Origin of the sequence: Pseudomonas fluorescens (assembly GCF_902497995.1) — a bacterium.
GTDB classification, from domain to species: domain Bacteria; phylum Pseudomonadota; class Gammaproteobacteria; order Pseudomonadales; family Pseudomonadaceae; genus Aquipseudomonas; species Aquipseudomonas fluorescens_BK.
Map to the genome: position 1 here is coordinate 278,753 of NZ_CABVII010000004.1, position 21,871 is coordinate 300,623.

Genomic DNA, 21,871 nt, shown 5'->3' on the forward strand with positions numbered 1-21,871 from the left:
TCGTCCCGTCCCAATATCTACCACAGTCTCCACCTGTCAGCACCAAAGCATTCGAAAAACGTTATATTCCGTCAGAAACGAATCACTAATGTTATTTTTTGTCCGCACGAATCACTGGATAATATTTTAAAGACATGAGAGTGAATTTTCCGCCGATTTAAAGGTTGATATCGCGGTGAATTCGCAGTTAAAATTTTTCCCCATCGAATTTCACATGCCATCACACAGGCTGGATTACGTTTGACCAGGGACTCTGTACAGAAAGGTCATTCCAGCCCGATCATGTCATGAAAAAGAAACAACTCGCCCATTACCCTTGGAAACTGTTGTTCGTCGATAAACGACATCAGGCCAGATAGTGGCCAAGTGTTTCTTCCGGACGAGCATTGACGGCATAAAGGAAGTTGTCTTGTTTAAGAATATTCTGGTCGTCTGCATTGGCAACATCTGCAGAAGCCCCACCGCCGAAAATCTATTGCGCAAAGCCCTGGAACCGACCGACATCGTCGTCCGCTCCGCGGGCCTGCACGCGCTCAAGAATAGCCCCATCGAAGCGACTGCCCTGAGTGTCCTTGAAGAACACGGTCACGTCCCGCACGACCATCGTGCCACGCAACTGACCTCGGCAGACATCAACGAGTCCGATCTGATCCTCGTGATGGAACACCAGCACATCAGCGCGATCCTCAAAATGGCACCTGCCGCCCGCGGAAAAATCTTCCTGCTGGGCAAGTGGCAGGACGAGCGTGAAATCAAAGATCCATACCGTCAAGGCAAACCTGCTTTTCTGCATGCTTATGCATTGATTGATGCAGCCGTACACGCATGGGCCAAGCGTCTCGCACGCTGAGCCACTCCCAGCTACCCGCAAAGACAAAAGAACCGACTTATGCAGCAAGCAACCGTGTTAACGCCACAAGATAACGACGATGATGAAATAGACCTAATGGGGCTACTCGGCACGCTGATCGACCATAAATGGTTGATTGCCGGGATTACCGTTGTCTTCATGGCCGCCGGGGCTGCTTATGCAGTGTTGGCCACCCCTGTGTACCAGGCGACAGCCTTGATCCAGGTTGAAGCCAAGAAAAATGACATGCTGGGTTTTTCCGATGTGACCAGCATGCTGGGAAAGGAATCACCATCAGTCACAGAAATCGAACTGATCAAGTCGCGCGTTAATATCGGCGCTGCTGTCGATAATTTGAAGCTGTACCTTGAAGTCGAGCCAAATCGCTTTCCCCTGATTGGCAACTTCATTGCCCGTCGATTTAAAGCAGACACTGAAAACCCAGTCGCCAGCCCATGGCTTGGTATGAACAGTTTCGCTTGGGGAGGCGAAACTCTGAAAATCTCCGAACTCGAGCTACCACAAGAACTGCTGGGCGTAGAGCTGACCTTGGTCACCGGTGAAACGGGCAGCTTCACCCTGCTCGACGAAGACGACAACCTTTTAGTCAAAGGCCAAGTGGGCCAGGCCTATGACCTGAACGGTATCAAACTGCTGGTTGATGAGGTGCAAGCGAACCCGGGTACTACATTCAGCATTGTCCGTGTCCGACGCCTGACCAGTATCTTGAACTATCAGAAGGCGTTGGATGTAGCAGAGCGCGGTAAAGAATCCGGCATGATCGGGCTATCGCTGGAAAGTACTGTGCCCGCCAAAGCCATACAAATTCTTAATGAAATCGCCAGGCTCTACGTACAGCAAAACGTTGAACGAACCTCCGCCGAAGCTGCGCAGAGCCTAGAATTTCTCAGGGATCAACTGCCCCAAGTTCGTAAAGACTTGGAAAAAGCTGAAAATGCCCTTAATCAGTTTCAGATTCGTAGCAAATCCATTGATATCAGCCTGGAAGCCAAGGCGATTCTCGACCAGATCGTGGCCCTCGATACCAATATTTCAGTGCTCAAACTGCAGCAAGCTGAAATGGATCGTAAATTCACCCGTCAGCATCCGGCATATCGGGCCCTACTGAGTCAGTTAGGCGAATTGACCAGCAAACAGAATGGCTTGGCCAAAAAAGTTGAGGGGCTGCCGACAACGCAGCAGGAGCTGTTAAGCCTCACGCGCGACTTGAAAGTAAGCACCGAAATTTATACCCAGCTTCTGAACAAATCCCAGGAACTGGACGTCATGCGCGCTGGAACCGTTGGTAACGTGCGATTGATCGACACAGCGGACGTAGACCTAAGATATCCGGTTAAGCCCAGGAAAACCCTGATCGTACTTATCGCCACATTGCTGGGAGGTTTTCTCGCTGTGGGGTTGGTGCTGTTTCGCAAAGCCCTTAATCGCGGCGTGCAAAATCCGGATGAAATCGAAAAACTCGGTTTACCGGTATACGCCGCGATTCCATTCAGCGCCCTGCAGAAAGTTGAAGAAGACAAAATCACGCGTGGTCGTGGCCGTGCAAACAAAGTAGCGCCGTTACTGGCAGCCAGTCATCCCACTGATCTATCCATAGAAGGGATGCGTAGCCTGCGTACCAGCCTGCATTTTGCCATGCTTGAAGCTGATAACAACCGCCTGATGATTTCTGGCCCAAGCCCCAAGGTCGGTAAAACATTCGTATCTGCTAACCTTGCCGCGGTTGTCGCACAAACCGGACAACGCGTGCTACTGGTCGATGTAGATATGCGCAAGGGTTATCTGCATAAAATGTTGGGTGTTACCGTTGAAAACGGGTTGTCCGACCTTCTGGCCAAACGCTGCGACCTCACCACCGCAATTAACAAAACATCTATCGAAAACCTCGATATTGTCGGACGCGGCCAGATACCACCCAATCCTTCAGAGTTGCTGATGCACAGCAATTTCAGTGCATTCCTCGAACAAGTCAGCGCCCTATACGATCTGGTTATTCTCGATACGCCACCGCTCCTCGCCGTAACCGATGCTGCCATTGTTGGTCGTCAGTCTGGCACCAGCTTGATCGTAATCCGCTTTGAGCTGAACCCGGCCCGTGAAATTGAATTAACAATGCGTCGCTTCGCTCAAAATGGCATTGACTTGAAGGGCGCCATTTTCAATGGCATTGAAAAACGTGCTTCCGCTAAATACGGCTACGGCGCTTATGGCTATTACAACTACGAATATAAGTCGGATAGCGTTTAATTACATAGTTTTTAATTATAATCGAGCGCCCCGAGGCTTAAGATCCGCTCATTTACTGCATATGTAATATAAGATTCAAACATATCAATAAATCAGGCCGCTTTCAGGGACTAGCATGTAATCCTGGGGCGGTAGCATGCCTGATCTCCGTTTAGTTTGTTGGTTTGGCTCACGCACTCGCAAGCCAGCTCACTTCTCGCTAATGTCATTCGCGAAGCAGCGAACCCGTCACACTTGAGGTACCCACAGTTATAAATTTATACCTGACGATTGCGGGAACTGAGTGCAACACGGTTATTGAATTGAAGCCGGGGCATCAGGTCAAATAGTCATGGCGTCTTGCATCAGTTGACTCATCACTTAGACTAGTCATTTGCTGAAAACCTGGCCATCACCTTCGACATCGCCAGCATCCAGACGCTGATCTTGCGCCCCGTCCACATCGACCATGTCGGTCGCCTGCCCTCTTTACTGGGCTCATGGAAGATGCCTTCCAACTCGGCCTCAGCAACGACAACGGCGAGTGGAGTACCTCAAGCTGATCGAGCAATGCATCATCGCCCTACTGGACAAACCTGATTGATATCCCAACAATCAAAACCGCACAAGATCATTACGCCTATCAATAGCCGACCCGACACCACCGACGGCATCAGCCTGACATTTTCAGACTAGCGCATAAGCCTGTGCGTCGAACACCGAGCCGCTGTTGAGGTTGAATATTGAGGCGCGGGGCAGCATTTTAGTTGCAGAGCAACTGAAAACGATAGATAGGCTGATCTAACAGCTGACCCTTTAAAAATCCATTGATAAGTACAGTAGCGCCGAAGGGTCGAAGTTGCCCTTCCTGTGGCTAAGCAGCGCGTTAAAAAACCCCAAGATCGAATCGATCATCCGGCCGTTCAAAGCCGGCAACCTTCTGAGCGGACAGATGAAAGTTAATAACTTCGAGCGAATTTTGAAGAACGCCGGATTACTGTATTTCCGCATGCTGCTCACAATGGCAGTCACGCTGTACACTTCCCGAGTAGTACTTGCCACGCTGGGGGTAGAAGACTTCGGTATCTACCACTTGGTAGGCGGCTTTATCACCGTTCTCGGATTTCTACATGGTGCAATGTCCTCTGCAACACAACGATTTTTGTCATTCGAAATCGGCAAACCCGGCGCAGCAGGTATTTCCAATATATTCAGCATGAGCATGAATATTCACCTGTTGATTGCCGCAGGCATTTTAGTGGTGAGTGAAACCGCAGGCCTCTGGTTTGTCACTACCCAATTGACAATTCCTGCAGAGCGGATGGCCGCAGCCCAGTGGGTTTTTCATCTATCCCTTTTCGCATTCCTGGTAACGGTCATTAGCGTCCCCTATAACGCACTCATTATTGCCCATGAACGGATGAGCGTATTTGCATGGGTCAGTATTATCGACGTGTCACTTAAATTGTTCATCGTGTTCATGCTGGCTTGGTTTGGATCAGATCATCTGATCATTTATGCAGCACTGACACTCGCGGTAGTCGTGCTGGTAACCGCTATATACAAGCTGTACTGCGGCAAAACGTATCCGGATTCAAAGTTCCGACTTTACTGGGACAGCGTACTGTTTAAAACTATGCTTTCTTACACTGGCTGGAATATGTGGGGTAATGCCGCTGGTGTTCTTGGTAACCAAGGCGTCAATGTCATCCTCAACATATTTTTCGGCCCAGCCGTCAATGCTGCAAGAGCAATTACCCTCCAGGTCAGCGGCGCACTGAACAGCTTTGTGCAAAACCTACAGGTGGCAGTGAATCCGCAAATCATAAAATCCTATGCTTCCGTCGATTTCGACTACATGCACAAGTTGGTATACTACGGCGCCAAGTACAATTTTTTCCTGTTGTTGTTTCTTGCCTTACCGGCAGCCATTGAAGTTGATGCCATTTTAAACTTGTGGTTAACCAATGTACCTGAACATACCGGGAAATTTGTCCAACTCGCTCTCGTCGGCATTCTTATCGACAGTATTTCAGCGCCACTCATGACCGCCGCTCAGGCGACAGGAAAAATAAAGTTATATCAAACCGTAGTTGGCGGAATATTGTTACTTAACTTGCCAATATCTTATATGTTACTTCGCGCAGGATTTGCGCCGAGCATTGCATTCGTGGTAAGCATCGCCCTCTCCATCGCAAGCCTTATGGCTAGGCTCGTCATACTCAAAACGCTGATAAGGCTATCCATCAGACGGTTTACATCGCTCGTACTAATGCGTGCCGTCGGCGTAGGCCTCGCTTCGATAGTAATGGCACTATTCATTAAATATATGCTTCAGGCCAGCGAAATACTTATAATTGCCTGCTCATTTATATCTACAATGTGCTGCATTTACCTTATTGGCATCAATACAGAAGAGCGAAGTCAAGTGGCGAAGCTTGTACGGCGCTTGCACAACCCATACACAAAAAAGAAATTAGATTGAGCGCATTGTTTTGACCACATCCACCACCCCCTCTACACAACGTAATTAAGCGATATTTTACGCACAAGGTGTTTATGATTTTTTTAAAAAAAACTATAGTATTCGCTATTTCAAAAACGCATTTAGGCGAAGCAGCATCCAAAATATGTGACTTCTTCCATCACCTGCATTATTCATTCAGCGAACGAAATCCAAACATAGATAAAGACCGCTTAAAATTCTATCTATTCAAGCATCACCACATTATAGAAAAAGGGCTAGCACTCCCAAAACCTAATTTTTTTTTCGGGCAGCCGAAGATACTTGACCTAATGGAAAAGTCAGAGCTCTACGCGAGTAAATATGGACATGATGAAATTCTAGATTCAATCAAAAAAACGCTAGTCGAATATATAACCTTCCACGAAACTAATAACGCAAAGCTACCTCAAAAATTCGAGCTCAAGCTACGTGACTTCAGTGCCAATTTTAACAACGCGGTTGTTGGTGGCCTGAGACAAGTGGTAAAGGCAGAGATGGAAAATTTAAATCTAGAAGCCTTTAGCCATTTCGTTCGCTGTCGGTATAGCGTTAGGGATTTCTCGTCCGATCCCGTGAGTGATGATCTAGTGTTCAGCGCCATTGAAGCAGCAGTTTATGCGCCATCAGTATGTAACAGGCAGAGCTGGCTCGCTCACTATTATTCGGACAAAAAAACAATTCAGAATATCCTCCGGTATCAAAATGGAAACGCCGGATTCACTGAGTCAATAGATAAATTATTGATAATTACAGGTGACACAAGAGCATTCACACAAAATGAAAGCAATCAACTTTTCATAGATGGTGGTTTGTTTTCCATGAACCTAATTCTAGCGTTGCATTCAGCGGGATTAGGTAGCTGCGCATTGAATACCAGCTATTCCTATCTAAAGGAATACCGAGCCAAGAAAGCAGCACAAATACCAAGCAACGAACGTTTAATAATGATGCTTGCCGTTGGCCATATGAAATCAACTTTAAAAGTTGCTGCGTCACCACGAAAAGCCATACGTGAATTTGTTATATCTCACTGACTTCTAAATCAACCCAGCCCATTATAAAAATGCGACCCATGGGCAGTATATGGCGCACGGGCCTGTTCAAGGCGAACGATTGTGACTTTTGTAATGACGTGACAACTGACTTTGCCGATACCTCATTGGGTGATGCCTAAATAAAGCCCTTCGATCAAGGCGGACGAAGTACCAGCTTAGTCATCTTCCGGAGCAAGTTCGTGAATCAGTTAATAAATTATTGCACCAGGCAAGGGCAACTACACGCTGAGGTCCTGTCCTCCGACATGTTCCTCGAGTCACAAAGGAGTAGTAAGAATCATAGAGGTGATGGATTGAAAAGACGCCTTTGGGAACGCAAAGGAAACAATCTTCCTACACCTGAAAAAAGATACACCAATACCCAGCTATTTTTTGACTTACTACTAATTGAAAAATTCGTTGCTTATTGCCTAACCACACATTTATTTACACAAAAAAATCGATAACAGCAATAAACATCAATATATGATTAACGCCTACAACTTAAATATCTCACTCATCAAGGATTGGAATATTCGCACTTAACTGATATCATGATAACGAATATACCATTACACATAATCAGAAAGCCATACGAATCTACTTATACCGGGCTATTACCAAAATGAAAAATGTAGGCATATTAACTCAGCCGCTTTCAAGCAATTATGGTGGCATACTTCAATGTTATGCTCTTTACTCTTTTCTAAAGATTAACGGCTACCAGCCTTTTATATTGCGCAAGAATATTGATTTTGGCCTCTTCAAAAAAATAACCTATAAGCTTCTTTCGATAACACCCTGTCAAAACATTAAAAACATAAGAAGCAACTCTCTTAAAACAAAAGCGCTTGCACCTTTTATAGAAAAGCATCTTGCTCTTAAGAGCGCAATTATACATACAACTGCCGATCTAAAAACTATTTCTAGAAAAGCGAATTTAAACGCTGTTATTGTGGGAAGCGATCAAGTTTGGCGCTACAAGTACATAAAAGACAGGCACTACAAATGCTTTTTTTTAGACTTTATCGATAATAGCATGATAAAAAAAATCGCCTACTCCGCCTCATTTGGCATTGATGGCTGGGAAGCTCCTGAGAAGGTGGTTGATGTCGTCCCTTTGCTCGCTCAGTTCAATGCCGTGTCAGTTAGAGAAGATTCCGGGATCAAAATCTGCGAAGAAATTTTCCATAGGCACGATGTACGACATACTTTAGACCCTACTTTACTTGTTGATCCAAACATATATAAAGCTCTTATCGATGAAAGCGAAAAAATTTACAATTCGAAAATCAGCACTTATATACTAGATGACTGCCCTGATAAAAAAGATATTATCGCTTCGCTTGCCAAATCGATTAGCCCTAAAACCAAAATAACCCATTTACTTGCACTCCAAGAAAAAAAACAAATTTACACAATCCAAGACTGGTTAAAATGCATTAGCGGAAGTGAATATGTAATCACAGACTCATTCCACGGCATGGTATTTTCTATTATTTTCAAAAAACAGTTTATTGCGATCGTTAATAATGACCGTGGCGCTTGTCGTTTTTTATCTTTAGCTAAACAGCTCGGCCTAGAGAGCAGGCTCGTATACAAAAATGAACTGCACGCTTTTGATAAACTTACGAAAAAAATTGATTACTTTGAAGTCAATGAGAAAATATCTTTACTTAGATCACATTCAAAAAACTACCTTACTCAAGCTTTAGAAGGTTAAGCACGCATTGAAAATGCTTTGTCAACGTCCTCTTCAACAGTTAGCGTAGTTGCTGTAAATGCGCGCATACTTACTTCATAGGTAAAAATTCCACGGCGATTGCAGAAGAGTACGCGAAGGCCGCGCAGAAGTGCTGTCGTGCGGCGCGGCCAAAAATCCGGCATAGTAATCATTCACATCTCGCGTCGGAGTAGCTCCATGATCGTCTGATGTCGGCACTGGTAGGGTGATTTGATCAAAGATGAAGCGAACGCCCCGTCGGTTTGCACGCTGGTTGGAGGCACTAGCGACTATGTGATGCTGATCAAGATGAACGATACATCAATGGCGTCGGTGATGCAGGATTGCGGCGTTCAATCGCATGCCGTTGGCCGTGCGCAAAAAGGACCTGTCACGAGGGCAGATCAATGACCAGGCATGCCGAGATCACCCATATGATGGGGTGGCACAGTCGCTGGCAAAGCAACGGTAATGCAACATGACGCACCCGCTTTAAGTCAATAACTGTTGCGCTCAGCTCCTGCAACCGCCCTTTAATTTCAGTCATGCAAAATCAAAAAAATGAACAGCACCACAGTATTGGTTATTTATCTTTTATTTAGCTGGTCTATCTCAGCTTTGCTGCACAAAGATAAATCAATTATAGAAAAAGATAGAATCGCAAACTTCCACAAGTTGCTTTTTTTCTCCATTCCCGCATTGGCAGTTGGATTCTACTTCGTAGCTCTCAGACCATTCAACGCTGGAGGCGATACAGTCCCATATATATTGGCGTACAACCGCATCAGTTCACCACTTACTGCAACACAGTACGCAATGTACGGTAATGAGTTATTGTTTTGGCCTGTCCAGGCGATTATTAAAAATTTTGTAGAAGTTCGCGGCTGGCTTATATCAAACTATCTAATAATTGCGCTCTTAAGTTTTTTTTCTTATAAGAAGGTAACTCAGCATACAAAAATATCACCTTTTTTATTCGCATTGGTATTTATGACTTTTTTCTCTGTTTATACAGGAAATGCAATGCGGCAAGTATATGCAGTACCATTAGGCCTGATGGCATTTTATTATTGTTTTCAAAAAAATTATTTCAAGTACTTATTGCTTTTAGCAGCAGCGATATTTTTTCATTGGTCGGCAGTGATTTTTTTACTTAGCCCACTTTTTTCTAGACTTCCAAATAAGTTGAAATATTACATAGCCATACCTATTATTGCAGTTCTATCCTCCTTCCTTCTTACCAATATTACACACCTCCTCGCTGATCTCACTGGATTTGAGTGGTTTACCTTTAAAGAAAACATATACATTAACGGAGGGCGGGTCTCTCATATTGAGGAAGTATGGAAGACATTTAACTTCTGGCTATGCATTTTAATGTATTTATCTCTCGTATTAACCAGAATAGTCTTAGTAGAGGAATTTCAAAATATAACAAAATATCTGCTTATGTTTATTTCTATAATGCTTTTTACTGTGGGCAGCCCAGACATTTCAGAAAGATATATGGTTTCTTTTATTTTTTTAACTCCCCTAATCACTGCAATCATTATACAAAAAGTAAAAATCGATTCTACTAGCAAGAGTTTCTTGTATGCCATCTTATTTTTGTTGATGGCTGGCCTTGTTTATACCCGCCCAAGCGCAATCGTAACACTTGGAATTAATTGAGTGCAGGCACGAATCTCGAAACAAAAACAACGCATACATTTCAAAATATGACTGCCTCATCGATGCAGAAAATACAATTTCCTTCAGCTTGGTATTATTTATCAAATAAACTAAGCACGGGTAAATAATTCAAACAATCCGAAACCTAAATAACCACAGTCGATTATATAAAGCCAAATAAAATGATCTATTCAGATAATAGTCCGCCTAAAAACAAAGTTCCAGTTACTGTCATAATTCCTTGCTATCGTTGTAGTGAAACAATAAATAGAGCCGTTGACTCTGTGCTACAACAATCAAAAGTCCCAAAAGAAATAATCTTAGTAGACGATTTCAGCGAAGACGGAACTCTTGAAAAGTTATCGTTGCTTCAAAAAAACAACCCTGAAGTCATAAAGGTATTAGCCCTACATGAAAACAGAGGACCGGGAGTGGCTAGAAATAAAGCTTGGGACCAAGCTACGCAGCCTTACATCGCATTCTTAGACTCTGATGATAGCTGGCATCCAGAAAAAATTGATATACAGTACTCATGGATGATTGACAACCCAACTGTTCAATTAACGGGACATCTTTTATCAGAAGGCCCGGAACACCTCGCTGTTTCGTTGAAAAATAATATTACCTCTAGAAATATAGATGCGACAGAGCTTCTTTTTTTCAACAGATTTCCCACGCCTACTGTTATGTTAAAAAAAGACCTACCGTACCGCATGGGCGAAAAGAAGTATTCTGAAGATTATCTTTTATGGCTAAAAATAGCTTTATCAAATCAAGAATGTCAATTAATAGAGGTTCCGCTGGCACGTCTTTACAAATTTCCATATGGCGAGGGAGGACTTTCAGCAGATATATGGAAACTTGAAAAAGGCGAATTAAACACTTACTTTGAAATCAGGAAACTTAAACTAATTAGCCATGCAACATTTGGTCTAACAATAGGGTTTTCATTACTTAAATATTTGCGCAGAGTGGCAATTATAAATTTTAGGAATTTAAGAAACCATAGGTTACTAACATAAGTTCACGGCGAAAAATTCAGAAGATGGGTGATACTAAAGTTACTAGTGTACTGTCCGCGAAATAATTTTTTTTGCGTTTCGACTACACTTTAAGCGTCATTCCTCCTTTGGAGAGCTTTCAGTAAGCCCTCTAGTTATCACACTAAGTTTCGAAAAAACAGTTGAAACGACTTGTTCGCTCTGCCGCCATCCCTCTAGAGTGGGCCCCCGATCACGCATTTTCTTGCTGGCGGCGCAGGGTGAAACCCGATAAAACATCGCACGGCTGACAGGTTTTTCTTGCTCAACGATTACCGACTGATGCGAGCATTTTCAGGTATTGCGACTGGACGGACTCGTTGACAAGCCGGGACGCGGACAAAGTCGTCGTTGCCTGCCGAGACTGTCCGCCGCCTGTTGGAACAAGTCACTCATGCCTCGAATCGGTGAGCCTCGCTGGAGTTGTTGGAGCATGGCGCCTCCGCAGGTATTTCCTCAAGCACCGTTTATAACTTATGGGCCGCAAATGATCTGAAACCTCATCTGACCCGCACGTTCAAGCTGTCCAACTATCTGCAGCTCCGAGAAAAAATTCCGGGATGTCATTGGCCCTTACCTGGCCCCGCCAGACAAGGTGTTAGTGCTGTTGTGAGAAAAGCCAGGTCCAGGCCTTGGAGCGAACGCACTGCGGATTGCCTTTGGGCATCGGGCATAAAATTCTATGAATTACACGACCACGGCACGGTTACGTGGTCCGCAGCGCTGGCTATATACAGGGAATACTGATCAGCAGCATCAAGCGTCAGCACCGTCATCAGGGGTAGGCTTTCATCAAAAAAATCAATAAGCAGCCCCCCTCAACTGCATGTGATCGTCGATAACTACGCAATGCACAAGTACGCCGTAGTGAAGATTTGGCTGGCGAAGCATCCGCGCTTCCCTATGCATTTCAAACCGACCTCCAGTTCATAGATGAATAGAATTGAACGGTTTTTCAGAGACATCACCATGTATCTGCGCGACGGTAGTGTCACCTCTGTGGGCGAACTGGAAAGCTCCATTACAATATTCATGGCATTACACAACGCCAGCCGACCCAGTACGTTTGGAACGCAAAAGGAGAGGAGATTCTGAGCATAATCAAATGGGCGCGTGAGACGCTTGAAGCGGATCGAATTTAGTACGTTAATTCTAAGATAGCTCATTGGCTTCACTCTTCTGTCAGAAAAAGCTCAACCAGCCTTAAAACTTTATCATCCACTTTTGGTAGTAATTTTACTTTATGGAAAACAACGGAATCAAAATTCTACATTGTGCAGAAACAATAAAAGGAGGTATCTCAACCTATCTCAAAGAAATTCTTAGTCACCAAGTAAGTCGCTATGGCGAAAATTCGATAGGCTTATTGATACCCAAGTCTCAAATCAATGAAATTGGCGCAATAAAAGGAATTCATATATATACATTTTCAGACTTTGGCGGCAGAGCACATAATTCATTCAAGCTGGCGCTACGCTGCAATGAAATATTAAAAAAAGGGTCGGTAACGCTAATACATATACATTCAACATTCGCAGGTTTGGCTTTACGATTGTTGCTTACCTTAAGGCCAAACAGAACAACCAGGACGAAGGTAATATATTGCCCCCACGGCTGGGCTTGGGAAAGAACAATTCCTTACTACAAAAAAATCCCAATCATAATTATCGAAAGGTTGCTATCGGCTATTAGCGATAAAGTAATTTGCATCTCAAACCATGAAAAAAAATCCGGGCTATCGGTTGGAATAAAAAATAAAAAACTAAAGGTCATACTTAATGGAATCTCTGAGTTACCTATTAAGCAGTCATATCAAAACCCTACTTGGCCAAGTGGAAAACTAAAATTACTATTTGTAGGCCGTTTTGATCATCAAAAAGGTGCTGACATATTTTGCTCCGCATTGAATTCGCTTGGTGATTTAGCTTCTGGTGTCATGGTTGGAGACTATGTTCTCAATGACACGTCTAAAATCATAATTCCTGAAAACGTCATAAACGCCGGATGGCTTACTCCGGAAATTCTAGAAGGCTACTATAGAACGGCGGATTTATTAATAATTCCTTCTCGCTGGGAAGGTTTTGGTCTGGTAGCTATTGAAGCAATGCGTTCTGGTCTAGCTGTAATAGCTTCCAACGTAGGTGGACTTTCTGAAATTATTGTAGATGGTAGGACGGGTTTTCTTGTAGAGCCAAACAGTCCGAATGAAATAGTTACACTTATAAAGAAGCTTAGCCCGACAACCATATCTGAAGTCGGGTTGAATGGTAGGAGAAGATTTATAGATCTATTTTCAGCCGCTCGACTTAACAGAGAACTTATAAATACTTATGACGAAATAATTGGCGAAAAAAATATCCTATGAACTAACTACAATATCCGGTTTTCAGGTGGTTGATTGATTAATTGGCAAATCCAAAGCCTCGTCACTCAGCATACCGAGATCCAATGGAAGACGGGGTGGCCATTTATTTTTTGCGAGCGTGTAGCCCTTGTATGTCGTACTTGCTGTAGAAGTGATCAGAAGAAATTTTCTATTTCTTATCGATGTACACTTTCCCCGTTTTTTCACGATGAATTGATCAAAAATCCAGTCTCCCCACTTATTTCTGTACGTCTAGCCGTGAAGAAGATATTACAGGCGTCGCATGACCTAGTCATGAGTATGACTCCAAGGTGTTTACAGATTGACTGGAAAAATAAAAAACTTTCTGTGCGCCTCAATTAACTCCATGTAGAAGAAAGGAACTATTCAATGAACTACTCCTATGTAACAGCATTAAATACTATTGATTATTTGCCTGGGGTTCTAGCCTTAAAAAAATCTCTGAACTCTATAAAATCAAAATACCCTTTAACAGTATTAACAACACCACAACTACTTAATGACATTGAAAACGCACTCAATGAGAACGGGATTAAGTTTATAACAAAGCCGGACCTAGTTTGCGAAACTGGATCGTCAAAATTTTCTCACTGGGGTAATACTTTTTTCAAATTGAGAGTATCAGAACTTAATGGATTTGAAAAAATCTTACTTCTAGACAGCGACATGCTTATAGTGAAAAACATAGATCACCTCTTTCTGCATAGTCACTCCTCCGCTGTTGTTGCCGGGCAGTTATATAAAGGTAATGAAAACTGGAAAGAATTGAATTCCGGACTGATGGTTTTAGAACCAGCAAAGATTGACTCAGAAAAATTGTACAACCTTATTCAAAAAACTATTGATGATAGAAGAAAGATTGGATTACCCACAGGAGACCAAGATGTCTTCCAGACGTATTTTAAAGATTGGTGTCTAGATAAGCACCTGCACCTCGACCAAGGCTACAACTTATTTTTTTCTACCATTAGTTACTACATTACCATGAATTTTATTAAGGAAAGCGATATTTATGTCGTACATTTTGTTGGAAAGTACAAGCCTTGGATGCACACTCCACTTAAAGAAAAAATCAAGTTGCACATATTTAATCTATTCATTAACCGGAAAGGCTCAAAATACCTTAGGCATTATAATGAATACTTTTGAACATTAATGCATGACAATATTTCAAGCCATATCTAAACATTATACCAAAAGTGATTCAAACTTAGCCGTCTGCCTTTGGATACAATGGGGTCAGTCTAGTTGCGCATCCTACAGAGCAACTGCTACAGGTTAGGTGCGGTGTGGCTTGTTAGGTTAATGGGCTTTGCTTAGTTTTTCCTGTTTTTGGCATAATTATTCACGATCAAGCGCTTGCAGGACCTTGGATATATCCCGGTTGATATTTTTTCAGGAAGGCCAACCACTCCTGATGTCGGTGTTGAGTTTCAATCCTGATCAGCCGACCTTGTAGATAATCCATCGCCGCAAGCGGTGTGAATACCGTGACGAACATAGTCATGGGTTTGAGTACGGATATGACCAGTATCCAATGGCAATCCGGGTTGCGTGCGATGCAAGCCTTGAACCTAGCTCTTCTCGTCGGAACAGAGCAAGGGCTTTATCGAGAGGCGCCACATATAGTCCGATGATATCCCAGAATCACTCTTCAAATTTGGGGTCATTGGACAACTTGAGGATGCGCGTCAGGTGCGGCTCTATGTCGCTGGCAGCCCATTTCCGCTGGACGGTGGCCGGTGAAATACCGGCGACTGGCTATAGACATGCTCCGACAGCTCCAGTGAGGTTGGCTAATACGCGGTTGGGTGACTTGCTCAGGGGTTCGCTTCAACGCTTCGGCTGGCAAGGATGGCTTGCGACCTCGTCCGTGCAGATCCACCAGGCATTGCAGACGCAGTTCTTGAAAACGCTTGCACCAGCGTGTTATTAAAATACGCAGAGGCCTGTCAAGTGGGCAATCTCGTGACGCGAAAAATAAATATTGAGCCGCCAGCAGAATCACCCACGCCCAACGACCGTCGGGCTGACTGATCGTGGCTGAGCATATGCACTGACTCAGTTCAGTTTATTCGTCTTCACTGAGCACTATGTCCTGAAAGTTCATGTGATCACTCCAAGCACTGATTGACCACAGAAGCATAGCTCAGGTTAGAAACTTATTTAGATACAGGAAACTAGGAGCAATTATTCAAAAGACCAGTGTGAGCATCTGGAACCTGCGCACCGGTATCGGTTACAGCGTTCTGCAAATGATTCGGGCATTCGAGCAGGCTAGTGGTCGAGTCGTTTCTTACCAGGTAGTTGAGCGCCCCCTTGAGGATATTGCTGAGTGCTGGGCCAACCCGGAACAAGCAACGCATGAACTGGAATGGGAAGACAAGCGTGGCCTGCAGGAAATGATGACCGATACCTGGCGCTGGCAGGCAGCAGTCCGTCCGTCCGTCCGTCCGTCCGTCCGTCCGTCCGTCCGTGGGATTATGGCCCATAATTCTATTGATCACGCGTATTTCGAATGATCATTTCAGTGCAAAAACTCAATAAATAAGAACCTACCAGAGTAAAATGTTAAAAAACGTCAGCAACCTTAGTCGCTCTGCACGGGTATTCTTAGGCCGATATTGCGAAAATGAATGTCGGCGAACATGCCACTCAGGTGTCACGTTGGTTGCGGTCGGCGCCGCAGCGATTTTCCAGCATACAGATGCTCGAAGTAGTACCTCTTGCACTTACGCTCAAGTATCAACGCCAATACAGACGATCTATCAAAAGGAATTTCCCATGAGTAAATTATTTGTTTCCGCGCTAATGCTTGCCTTGAGTACTTCTGCCCTAGCCGCTGGGCCTAAACAACCTTCCACGCCTTCTGCGCCAGGTTCTGCCACAACCACATCGGCAGGGTCGGCAACCGGTACTTCTTTGGCCACATCCACCGGTGTGCTGGGTGGTGTCGTCTCTGGAACTGCACTTGCTGTAGGCGTCGCTGTTGTCGCGGGCGCCGCTGCGCTGTCCGCCAGCGCTGGTGGCGGTGGTGGTAACAACAACGGCGGCACCACCGGCACTACCGGCACCACCGGTACCACTCGCTAAGTCTGACGTCAGGTCGATCGCCCTCAACCACCCGGAGCACTCCGGGAGGTTGGTTTTGTTGTGTTCCCTCCACAAGTGTCTTCCTTATGATTCGTAGTTTGTCGCTCGCTGTGCTTGCTGGCGTTGCCCTGCAAGGTTGTATGTTCGCGCCCGGTCAATACCTGGATACCAGTGAGATCGGCCGTGATGGCTCACCGGAAAGCAGTCGGGTCGAGTTGATTCCGATCACGCCGAAACTGATTGCCCAGAACGCGGCGACAAAAGTGCAAGACTCTGTCCCGGCCGAGCTGTTGGGGTTCAAGCCGGGAGCTTATCGAATCGGTGCCAACGATGTGCTGTACATCACCGTGTGGGATCACCCGGAATTGACTGCGCCGTCGGGCGCCCAACAACAAATCGATGCCAACGGTCGCCTGGTACGCCCGGATGGCACCTTGTTTTACCCCTACGTCGGCAATGTTCAAGCCGCGGGTAAAACCATCGAGGAACTGCGCGGTTTTATCGCCGAGCGCCTCAAGCAATTCATCGACAGCCCTCAGGTGGATCTGAGTGTGCTGCGGTTCGCCAGCCAGAAAGTCGTCCTTTCCGGCGCGATGATGAAAGCTGGTCAACTGCCCATCACCACTTCTCCACTCAGCGTGATCGAAGCGATCGGTGTCGCCGGTGCCGACCCGTTGAATGCCGACCTGTCCGGCCTGACGCTGAACCGCGATGGACGTGAATACCGCCTGGACCTGGATGGGCTCAACAGCAAAGGCTCCCAGCTGCATAACGTCTATTTGAAAGATGGCGATCAACTGTATCTGCCGTACAACGACCGGAAGAAGATCTATGTCATGGGCGAAGTCAACCAGCCACGGGCGGTCACCTTCAAAATCAGTCAGATGAACCTGGCGGATGTGATCGGGTCGGTTGGAGGTTTAAACCAGACCACCTCCAATGGCAATGCGCTGTATGTCATTCGCGGCGCTGACAACCTTGAAACCGAGCCGGCCAAAGTCTTTCAGCTGGATGCCAAATCGCCCACCGCGTTCGCCCTCGCCAGCCGCTTCGATCTGCAGCCCCAGGATATTGTCTACGTCGGCCCTGCCGGGGTGACGCGCTGGAACCGCTTGATCAGTCAGTTGGTACCGTCGGCGAGCATCCTAGGTACTGGCGCAGCGGCTCAAAACGATATCAGTAATTAAGGTTTGAGCCGCTTGAAAACTTTTCGTAACTGCTCATGCCTGGCGGTGGCCTTCCTGTTGGCTGGCTGCAACCCCTTGATGCAAGCCTCCTTGGACACGTTCAAAGCCACCGCACTGGGTGTCGAGCCACTGCAGCTGAGCCCGACCCAGGTGCAAGCGGTGCCTTATGCGCAGATCAAGGTCACCACCGACTCCAGCGAAGGAGTAATGGCCCGGCTGCGCCAGCAGGGCGATCTGGGGTTCTGGGTCGCCTCCGGCAAGCAGGTGTTGTTGATGCGCGACGGGCTCGCGGTCCGCAGCGTCGGCCTGAACCCCAATCTGGATGGCACCCGGTTTGACGGCGAGTCGCCGTTCAAGCGCGGCTTGCAGCAATTGCCCGATGGCTACCGCAGCACTCGCTGGATCGATCTCTATCAGGGTCAACGGGTGGGGCTGGCGGTGCACAGTCACTTCAGTCGCCAGTCGATCGAGACCGTCACCATCCTGGACAAGGATTACGCGCTGCAGCGCATCGACGAACGCATCGACATTCCCGAGCTGGGGTTTCACGCCACCAACCGTTTCTGGGTCAGGCCTGACGATGGCTTGGTGCTGCAGAGCGAACAACATCTTACGCCGGAGCTTTTCTTGAAGATTGTGCATTTGCGTCCTGACTGGGAGACGGCCCGGTGAGGTATTCGAAAACGCTGTCGGTGTGTCTGTTGCTCGCCAGTTCTACGTTGAGCCAAGCCGCGGTCACGGTGGCCGGTGACGTGCTGAATGCCGGATCCGTCACGCTTGTGCCGGGTGCGCGCTTGCTGGACGTGGTCAACCAGGCTCGCCCGAACGTCGAAAGTTATTGGCTGGCAGCCGCGTGGCTGCACCAGCCGCTGCTGGAGCAGCAGAATCGCCTGAAAGCTGGCGTGCTGTTCGATCTGAAAATGCTGCAACGGGGTGCCTTGCTCAAGCAACAAGGCACGCTCGCGGCCCTGGCTGCGCGACTGTACGAAGACGTCAATCGCTTGCCTGTCACCGGGCGCAGGGTCGCGGTGCTCGACCCGATTGCGCTGGAGGTCGGGTTCGCTCGCAACTACCTGGTCAACGAGGGCGACCAACTGATTTACCCGGCGCGCCCGAACACGGTTACGGTGCTGGGCGCAGTGGCACAGCCCTGCGCCCTGCCCTATCGCGCCTCGCTGCAAGCCAGTGAATACCTCGACAACTGTTTACCACTGCCAGAGGCAGAGGCCGATTACCTGTGGTTAATCAGTCCCGATGGCCAGGTCAAGCGCATCGGCATCGCCGGCTGGAACCGCGAGGACGGGGTGTATGCCGTCGCGGGCAGCAGGATTCTGGTGCCGGTACGCAACAATGATCCCGATCTGCCCACTCCCGAATTGAACGAGCAACTGGCCCTGTTTCTCGCCACCCAACCGCTGGCCGAGGTGGCCCCTTGAAGTTACGTTTTGCCGCCGTAGTGTTGCTGCCCTACAGTCTGGCTCATGCCGACCCGCGTTTTACTCAGAGTGATTTCGGCGGCGTGGGACTGATGCAAACCCCGACCGCGCGGATGGCCCCGGCCGGCGAATTGAGCCTGAACGCCAACCGCACCGATCCTTACTCGCGCTATAGCCTGTCGTTGCAGCCGCTTGACTGGCTGGAAGGGTCTTTTCGTTATACCGCCATCACCAACCGCCAATACGGGCCCGAGTCCCTCAGTGGCGACCAGAGCTATAAGGACAAAGCGGTCGATGCCAAAGCCCGGCTCTGGAAAGAAAGCCATTGGCTGCCCGAGGTCGCGCTCGGTTTCCGCGATATCGGCGGTACCGGTCTGTTTTCCAGCGAATATTTTGTCGCGAACAAGCGTTACAACAACCTGGATTTCAGCCTGGGCATCGCTTGGGGCTACATCGGTAACCGCGGGGATTTCGATAATCCCCTGGGGTACATTGATGATCGGTTCGATACCCGCCCGGTGAGCTCGACCGCGGGCGACGTCAACACCGATTCGTATTTCCGTGGTTCGCCCGCAATATTTGGCGGCGTGGCCTATCAGACAGCCTGGTCGCCCTTGAGTCTGAAACTCGAATTCGACGGCAACGATTACAAGAATGAACCCCAAGCCAACAACCAGAAGCAGGACTCACCGATCAACATCGGCGCGGTCTACAAGCTCAGCGACTCGATCGATCTGACGGCGGGCTGGGAACGCGGCAATACCGCCTTGTTCGGCATCACGCTGCATACCAATTTCGTCAGCCGCAAGGCACCGATCAAACGTTACGACGCTCCGGCCGAGACGCTTCCGGCCCAGGCACCGAGCATGCCTCTCGACCAGGTTGACTGGGCCGGGGTGGCCAAACGCCTGGAAAACAACGCCGGCTATAAAGTCGAACGCATCACCCAGCGCGATTCCGAGCTGATGGTGTATGGCGAGCAATCGCGTTATTTCTATTCGGCCAAGGGCGTGGGCCGGGCCAGCCGGATTCTGGACAACAGCGCGAATGAGCAGATTGACTGGTTCACCCTGGTCAACAAACGTTATGACATGCCGGTGGAAGAAGTCAGCGTGCCGCGGCAGACTTTCCGTTCCGTGGTCAACAACCAGCAAGACATCACCGACCTGCACCGCACCACCGAGCTGAATCGGCCCACGGCACACCGGGAAAATACCTTGTATACCCAGGACCTGGAGCCTTTCACCTATGGTTTCGGCTTGGGCTACAAGCAGAACATTGGTGGCCCTGATGGTTTCCTGCTGTATCAGGTGACGGCCGATGCGGAAGCTGAATACCGCTTCACCCGCAACACCTGGACCAGCGGTGGCCTGAGCGTCAATCTACTTAACAATTTCGACGACTTCACCTACGACGCGCCGAGCAACATGCCGCGGGTGCGCAGTGATTTGCGCAAGTACATCATCACCTCGGACGTCACGATGCCGGCCTTCCAGCTCAACCATGCCAAACGACTGGACCAGGACCTGTATGGCATGGTGTATGGCGGCTATCTGGAATCGATGTTTGCCGGGGTCGGCGCTGAGTTACTGTATCGTCCCATGGGCGAACGCTGGGCCGTGGGTGCTGATTTGAATTATGTGCGACAGCGCGATTTTGATCAGGGTTTCGGTCTACGCGGGTACAAGACGTTGACCGGTCACATCACCACCTACACTGAGCTGCCCTTCGATTTGCAGGCAGCGGTCAGTGTTGGGCGGTACCTGGCCGAGGATTGGGGGACCACGATCGATTTATCCCATAAGTTCAGTAATGGCGTGAAGTTTGGTGGCTGGGTCACCCGCACCACGGCCTCGAAGGAAGAGTATGGCGAAGGCAGCTTTGACAAAGGCATCTACATTTCCATCCCGTTCGACGAGTTGATGAGTGTGTCCACGATGCGCCGGGCCAATCTGGTCTGGGCTCCGCTGACCCGCGATGGTGGCGCGCGCCTCAACCGCCAGTATTCGCTGCACACGATGACCGATGGCCGCGACAGCGATGCGTTTTATAAAAACTTCGAGAAGATCACTGAATGAAGCCGCTTATCGCACGCGTCATCCAATTGCCTCACTGGGCACGCATGATGTTGTTCGTCGGTGTCAGCGCGACACTGCTGACTGCCGGGCTTCGTGCGCAACCGATCCCCGAAGCCTTCGCCCAGGAAGACAAGCTGCATCATTTGCTTGGTTTCCTGGCATTGTCCTTCAGTTGCCGGCTGGCGTTCCTGCGAGTCAAGTTGCGATGGATTGCCGTGGGCTGCCTGCTGACCGGGATAATCATCGAGTATGCTCAAGCGCTGATGCCGCTACGTACCGCGTCAGCTTATGACGCCCTGGCAAATGGCTTTGGTGTGCTGATCGGGTTGCTGATTGCGTGGTACTGGACGCGCGATTGATCGCAGCGAACAGCGAATAGCGCATCGGCCCCACCAAGGTGGTGATCAATCAAAAATCTGAAGCGCAATGATGCGGCACCTCATTTTCCGCTTGGAAGCCTCCCCGGAGAGTACCAAACGAACGTACGTTTTTAGATTTTTAGAAGATTTAGGTTACAAATCATAAGCCTGAAACGTATAATTGAAAAAAATTCGTATTACCAAATGCATCTGCACATTTGGTACGTGTGTCCACTGCTCCGAGAACCGACCGTCGCATTT

At 47.7% G+C, this 21,871-nt stretch carries 16 protein-coding genes and 2 pseudogenes; 17 read left to right on the plus strand and 1 reads right to left on the minus strand.

Translation table 11 applies throughout. From position 1 onward, the window contains the following. Positions 1-409 precede the first annotated feature (409 nt). From F8N80_RS07035 to F8N80_RS07085, 10 genes and pseudogenes are all read left to right on the plus strand, one after another. Positions 410-850, plus strand: coding sequence for a low molecular weight protein-tyrosine-phosphatase (locus F8N80_RS07035; RefSeq protein WP_150783576.1), 441 nt, complete (start codon positions 410-412; stop codon positions 848-850). Positions 851-889: 39 nt separating this feature from the next. Beyond that, positions 890-3,118, plus strand: a complete 2,229-nt coding sequence (locus F8N80_RS07040) for a polysaccharide biosynthesis tyrosine autokinase (RefSeq protein ID WP_150783550.1) — start codon at positions 890-892, stop codon at positions 3,116-3,118. 838 nt (positions 3,119-3,956) lie between these two features. After that, positions 3,957-5,582 carry a hypothetical protein gene (locus F8N80_RS07050; RefSeq protein WP_224790649.1) on the plus strand — a complete coding sequence of 542 codons (1,626 nt, stop codon included), beginning with the start codon at positions 3,957-3,959 and terminating at the stop codon, positions 5,580-5,582. A 74-nt stretch (positions 5,583-5,656) separates the two neighbouring features. Then, complete coding sequence (locus F8N80_RS07055; RefSeq protein ID WP_150783551.1) at positions 5,657-6,637, plus strand: nitroreductase family protein; 981 nt, start codon at positions 5,657-5,659, stop codon at positions 6,635-6,637. A 625-nt stretch (positions 6,638-7,262) separates the two neighbouring features. Continuing rightward, on the plus strand, positions 7,263-8,360 hold the full coding sequence (locus F8N80_RS07060) for a polysaccharide pyruvyl transferase family protein (RefSeq protein ID WP_150783552.1): 1,098 nt from the start codon (positions 7,263-7,265) through the stop codon (positions 8,358-8,360). A gap of 561 nt (positions 8,361-8,921) precedes the next feature. Further along, a complete protein-coding gene (locus F8N80_RS07065) occupies positions 8,922-10,031 on the plus strand; it encodes an EpsG family protein (RefSeq protein ID WP_150783553.1) in 1,110 nt (369 codons plus the stop codon). 182 nt (positions 10,032-10,213) lie between these two features. Then, the gene (locus F8N80_RS07070) at positions 10,214-11,053 is read left to right on the plus strand and encodes a glycosyltransferase family 2 protein (RefSeq protein ID WP_150783554.1); all 840 of its coding nucleotides are present in this window, start codon (positions 10,214-10,216) and stop codon (positions 11,051-11,053) included. A gap of 64 nt (positions 11,054-11,117) precedes the next feature. Then, positions 11,118-12,213, plus strand: a pseudogene (locus F8N80_RS07075) (IS630 family transposase). Positions 12,214-12,314: 101 nt separating this feature from the next. Beyond that, positions 12,315-13,436, plus strand: a complete 1,122-nt coding sequence (locus F8N80_RS07080; RefSeq protein ID WP_150783555.1) for a glycosyltransferase — start codon at positions 12,315-12,317, stop codon at positions 13,434-13,436. A gap of 390 nt (positions 13,437-13,826) precedes the next feature. Continuing rightward, positions 13,827-14,606 carry a glycosyltransferase gene (locus F8N80_RS07085; RefSeq protein WP_150783556.1) on the plus strand — a complete coding sequence of 260 codons (780 nt, stop codon included), beginning with the start codon at positions 13,827-13,829 and terminating at the stop codon, positions 14,604-14,606. Positions 14,607-14,782: 176 nt separating this feature from the next. Here F8N80_RS07085 and F8N80_RS07090 read toward each other — a convergent pair. Further along, a pseudogene (locus F8N80_RS07090) lies at positions 14,783-15,522 on the minus strand (IS630 family transposase); the annotation flags it as partial. A gap of 142 nt (positions 15,523-15,664) precedes the next feature. On the opposite strand from F8N80_RS07090, the gene F8N80_RS07095 reads away from it, so the two are divergent. The 7 genes from F8N80_RS07095 (at position 15,665) to F8N80_RS07125 (ending at position 21,610) form a co-directional block, all read left to right on the plus strand. Beyond that, positions 15,665-15,979: a hypothetical protein gene (locus F8N80_RS07095; RefSeq protein WP_191632871.1), complete on the plus strand. Its 315-nt coding sequence runs from the start codon at positions 15,665-15,667 to the stop codon at positions 15,977-15,979. 400 nt (positions 15,980-16,379) lie between these two features. Beyond that, on the plus strand, positions 16,380-16,550 hold the full coding sequence (locus F8N80_RS31450; RefSeq protein ID WP_224790650.1) for a hypothetical protein: 171 nt from the start codon (positions 16,380-16,382) through the stop codon (positions 16,548-16,550). Positions 16,551-16,636: 86 nt separating this feature from the next. Then, on the plus strand, positions 16,637-17,737 hold the full coding sequence (locus F8N80_RS07105) for a polysaccharide biosynthesis/export family protein (protein WP_150783558.1): 1,101 nt from the start codon (positions 16,637-16,639) through the stop codon (positions 17,735-17,737). Positions 17,738-17,749: 12 nt separating this feature from the next. Beyond that, a complete protein-coding gene (locus F8N80_RS07110; RefSeq protein ID WP_318185851.1) occupies positions 17,750-18,409 on the plus strand; it encodes a YjbF family lipoprotein in 660 nt (219 codons plus the stop codon). Further along, positions 18,406-19,173, plus strand: coding sequence for a capsule biosynthesis GfcC family protein (locus F8N80_RS07115; protein WP_150783559.1), 768 nt, complete (start codon positions 18,406-18,408; stop codon positions 19,171-19,173). The genes F8N80_RS07110 and F8N80_RS07115 overlap by 4 nt, the downstream gene beginning before the upstream one ends. Then, the gene (locus tag F8N80_RS07120) at positions 19,170-21,251 is read left to right on the plus strand and encodes a YjbH domain-containing protein (RefSeq protein ID WP_150783560.1); all 2,082 of its coding nucleotides are present in this window, start codon (positions 19,170-19,172) and stop codon (positions 21,249-21,251) included. Before F8N80_RS07115 ends, F8N80_RS07120 begins: the two co-directional genes overlap by 4 nt. Then, positions 21,248-21,610 (plus strand): VanZ family protein, encoded by a 363-nt coding sequence (locus F8N80_RS07125; protein WP_150783561.1) that lies wholly within the window; start codon positions 21,248-21,250, stop codon positions 21,608-21,610. The genes F8N80_RS07120 and F8N80_RS07125 overlap by 4 nt, the downstream gene beginning before the upstream one ends. The last annotated feature ends 261 nt before the right edge of the window (positions 21,611-21,871 follow it).

Excerpts from the sequence above, each read along its gene's own strand:
- F8N80_RS07040 (WP_150783550.1), top strand. The coding sequence starts at position 890 with ATGCAGCAAGCAACCGTGTTAACGCCACAAGATAACGACGATGATGAA.
- F8N80_RS07055 (WP_150783551.1), top strand. The coding sequence starts at position 5,657 with ATGATTTTTTTAAAAAAAACTATAGTATTCGCTATTTCAAAAACGCAT.
- F8N80_RS07060 (WP_150783552.1), top strand. The coding sequence starts at position 7,263 with ATGAAAAATGTAGGCATATTAACTCAGCCGCTTTCAAGCAATTATGGT.
- F8N80_RS07065 (WP_150783553.1), top strand. The coding sequence starts at position 8,922 with ATGAACAGCACCACAGTATTGGTTATTTATCTTTTATTTAGCTGGTCT.
- F8N80_RS07070 (WP_150783554.1), top strand. The coding sequence starts at position 10,214 with ATGATCTATTCAGATAATAGTCCGCCTAAAAACAAAGTTCCAGTTACT.
- F8N80_RS07080 (WP_150783555.1), top strand. The coding sequence starts at position 12,315 with ATGGAAAACAACGGAATCAAAATTCTACATTGTGCAGAAACAATAAAA.
- F8N80_RS07085 (WP_150783556.1), top strand. The coding sequence starts at position 13,827 with ATGAACTACTCCTATGTAACAGCATTAAATACTATTGATTATTTGCCT.
- F8N80_RS07105 (WP_150783558.1), top strand. The coding sequence starts at position 16,637 with ATGATTCGTAGTTTGTCGCTCGCTGTGCTTGCTGGCGTTGCCCTGCAA.
- F8N80_RS07125 (WP_150783561.1), top strand. The coding sequence starts at position 21,248 with ATGAAGCCGCTTATCGCACGCGTCATCCAATTGCCTCACTGGGCACGC.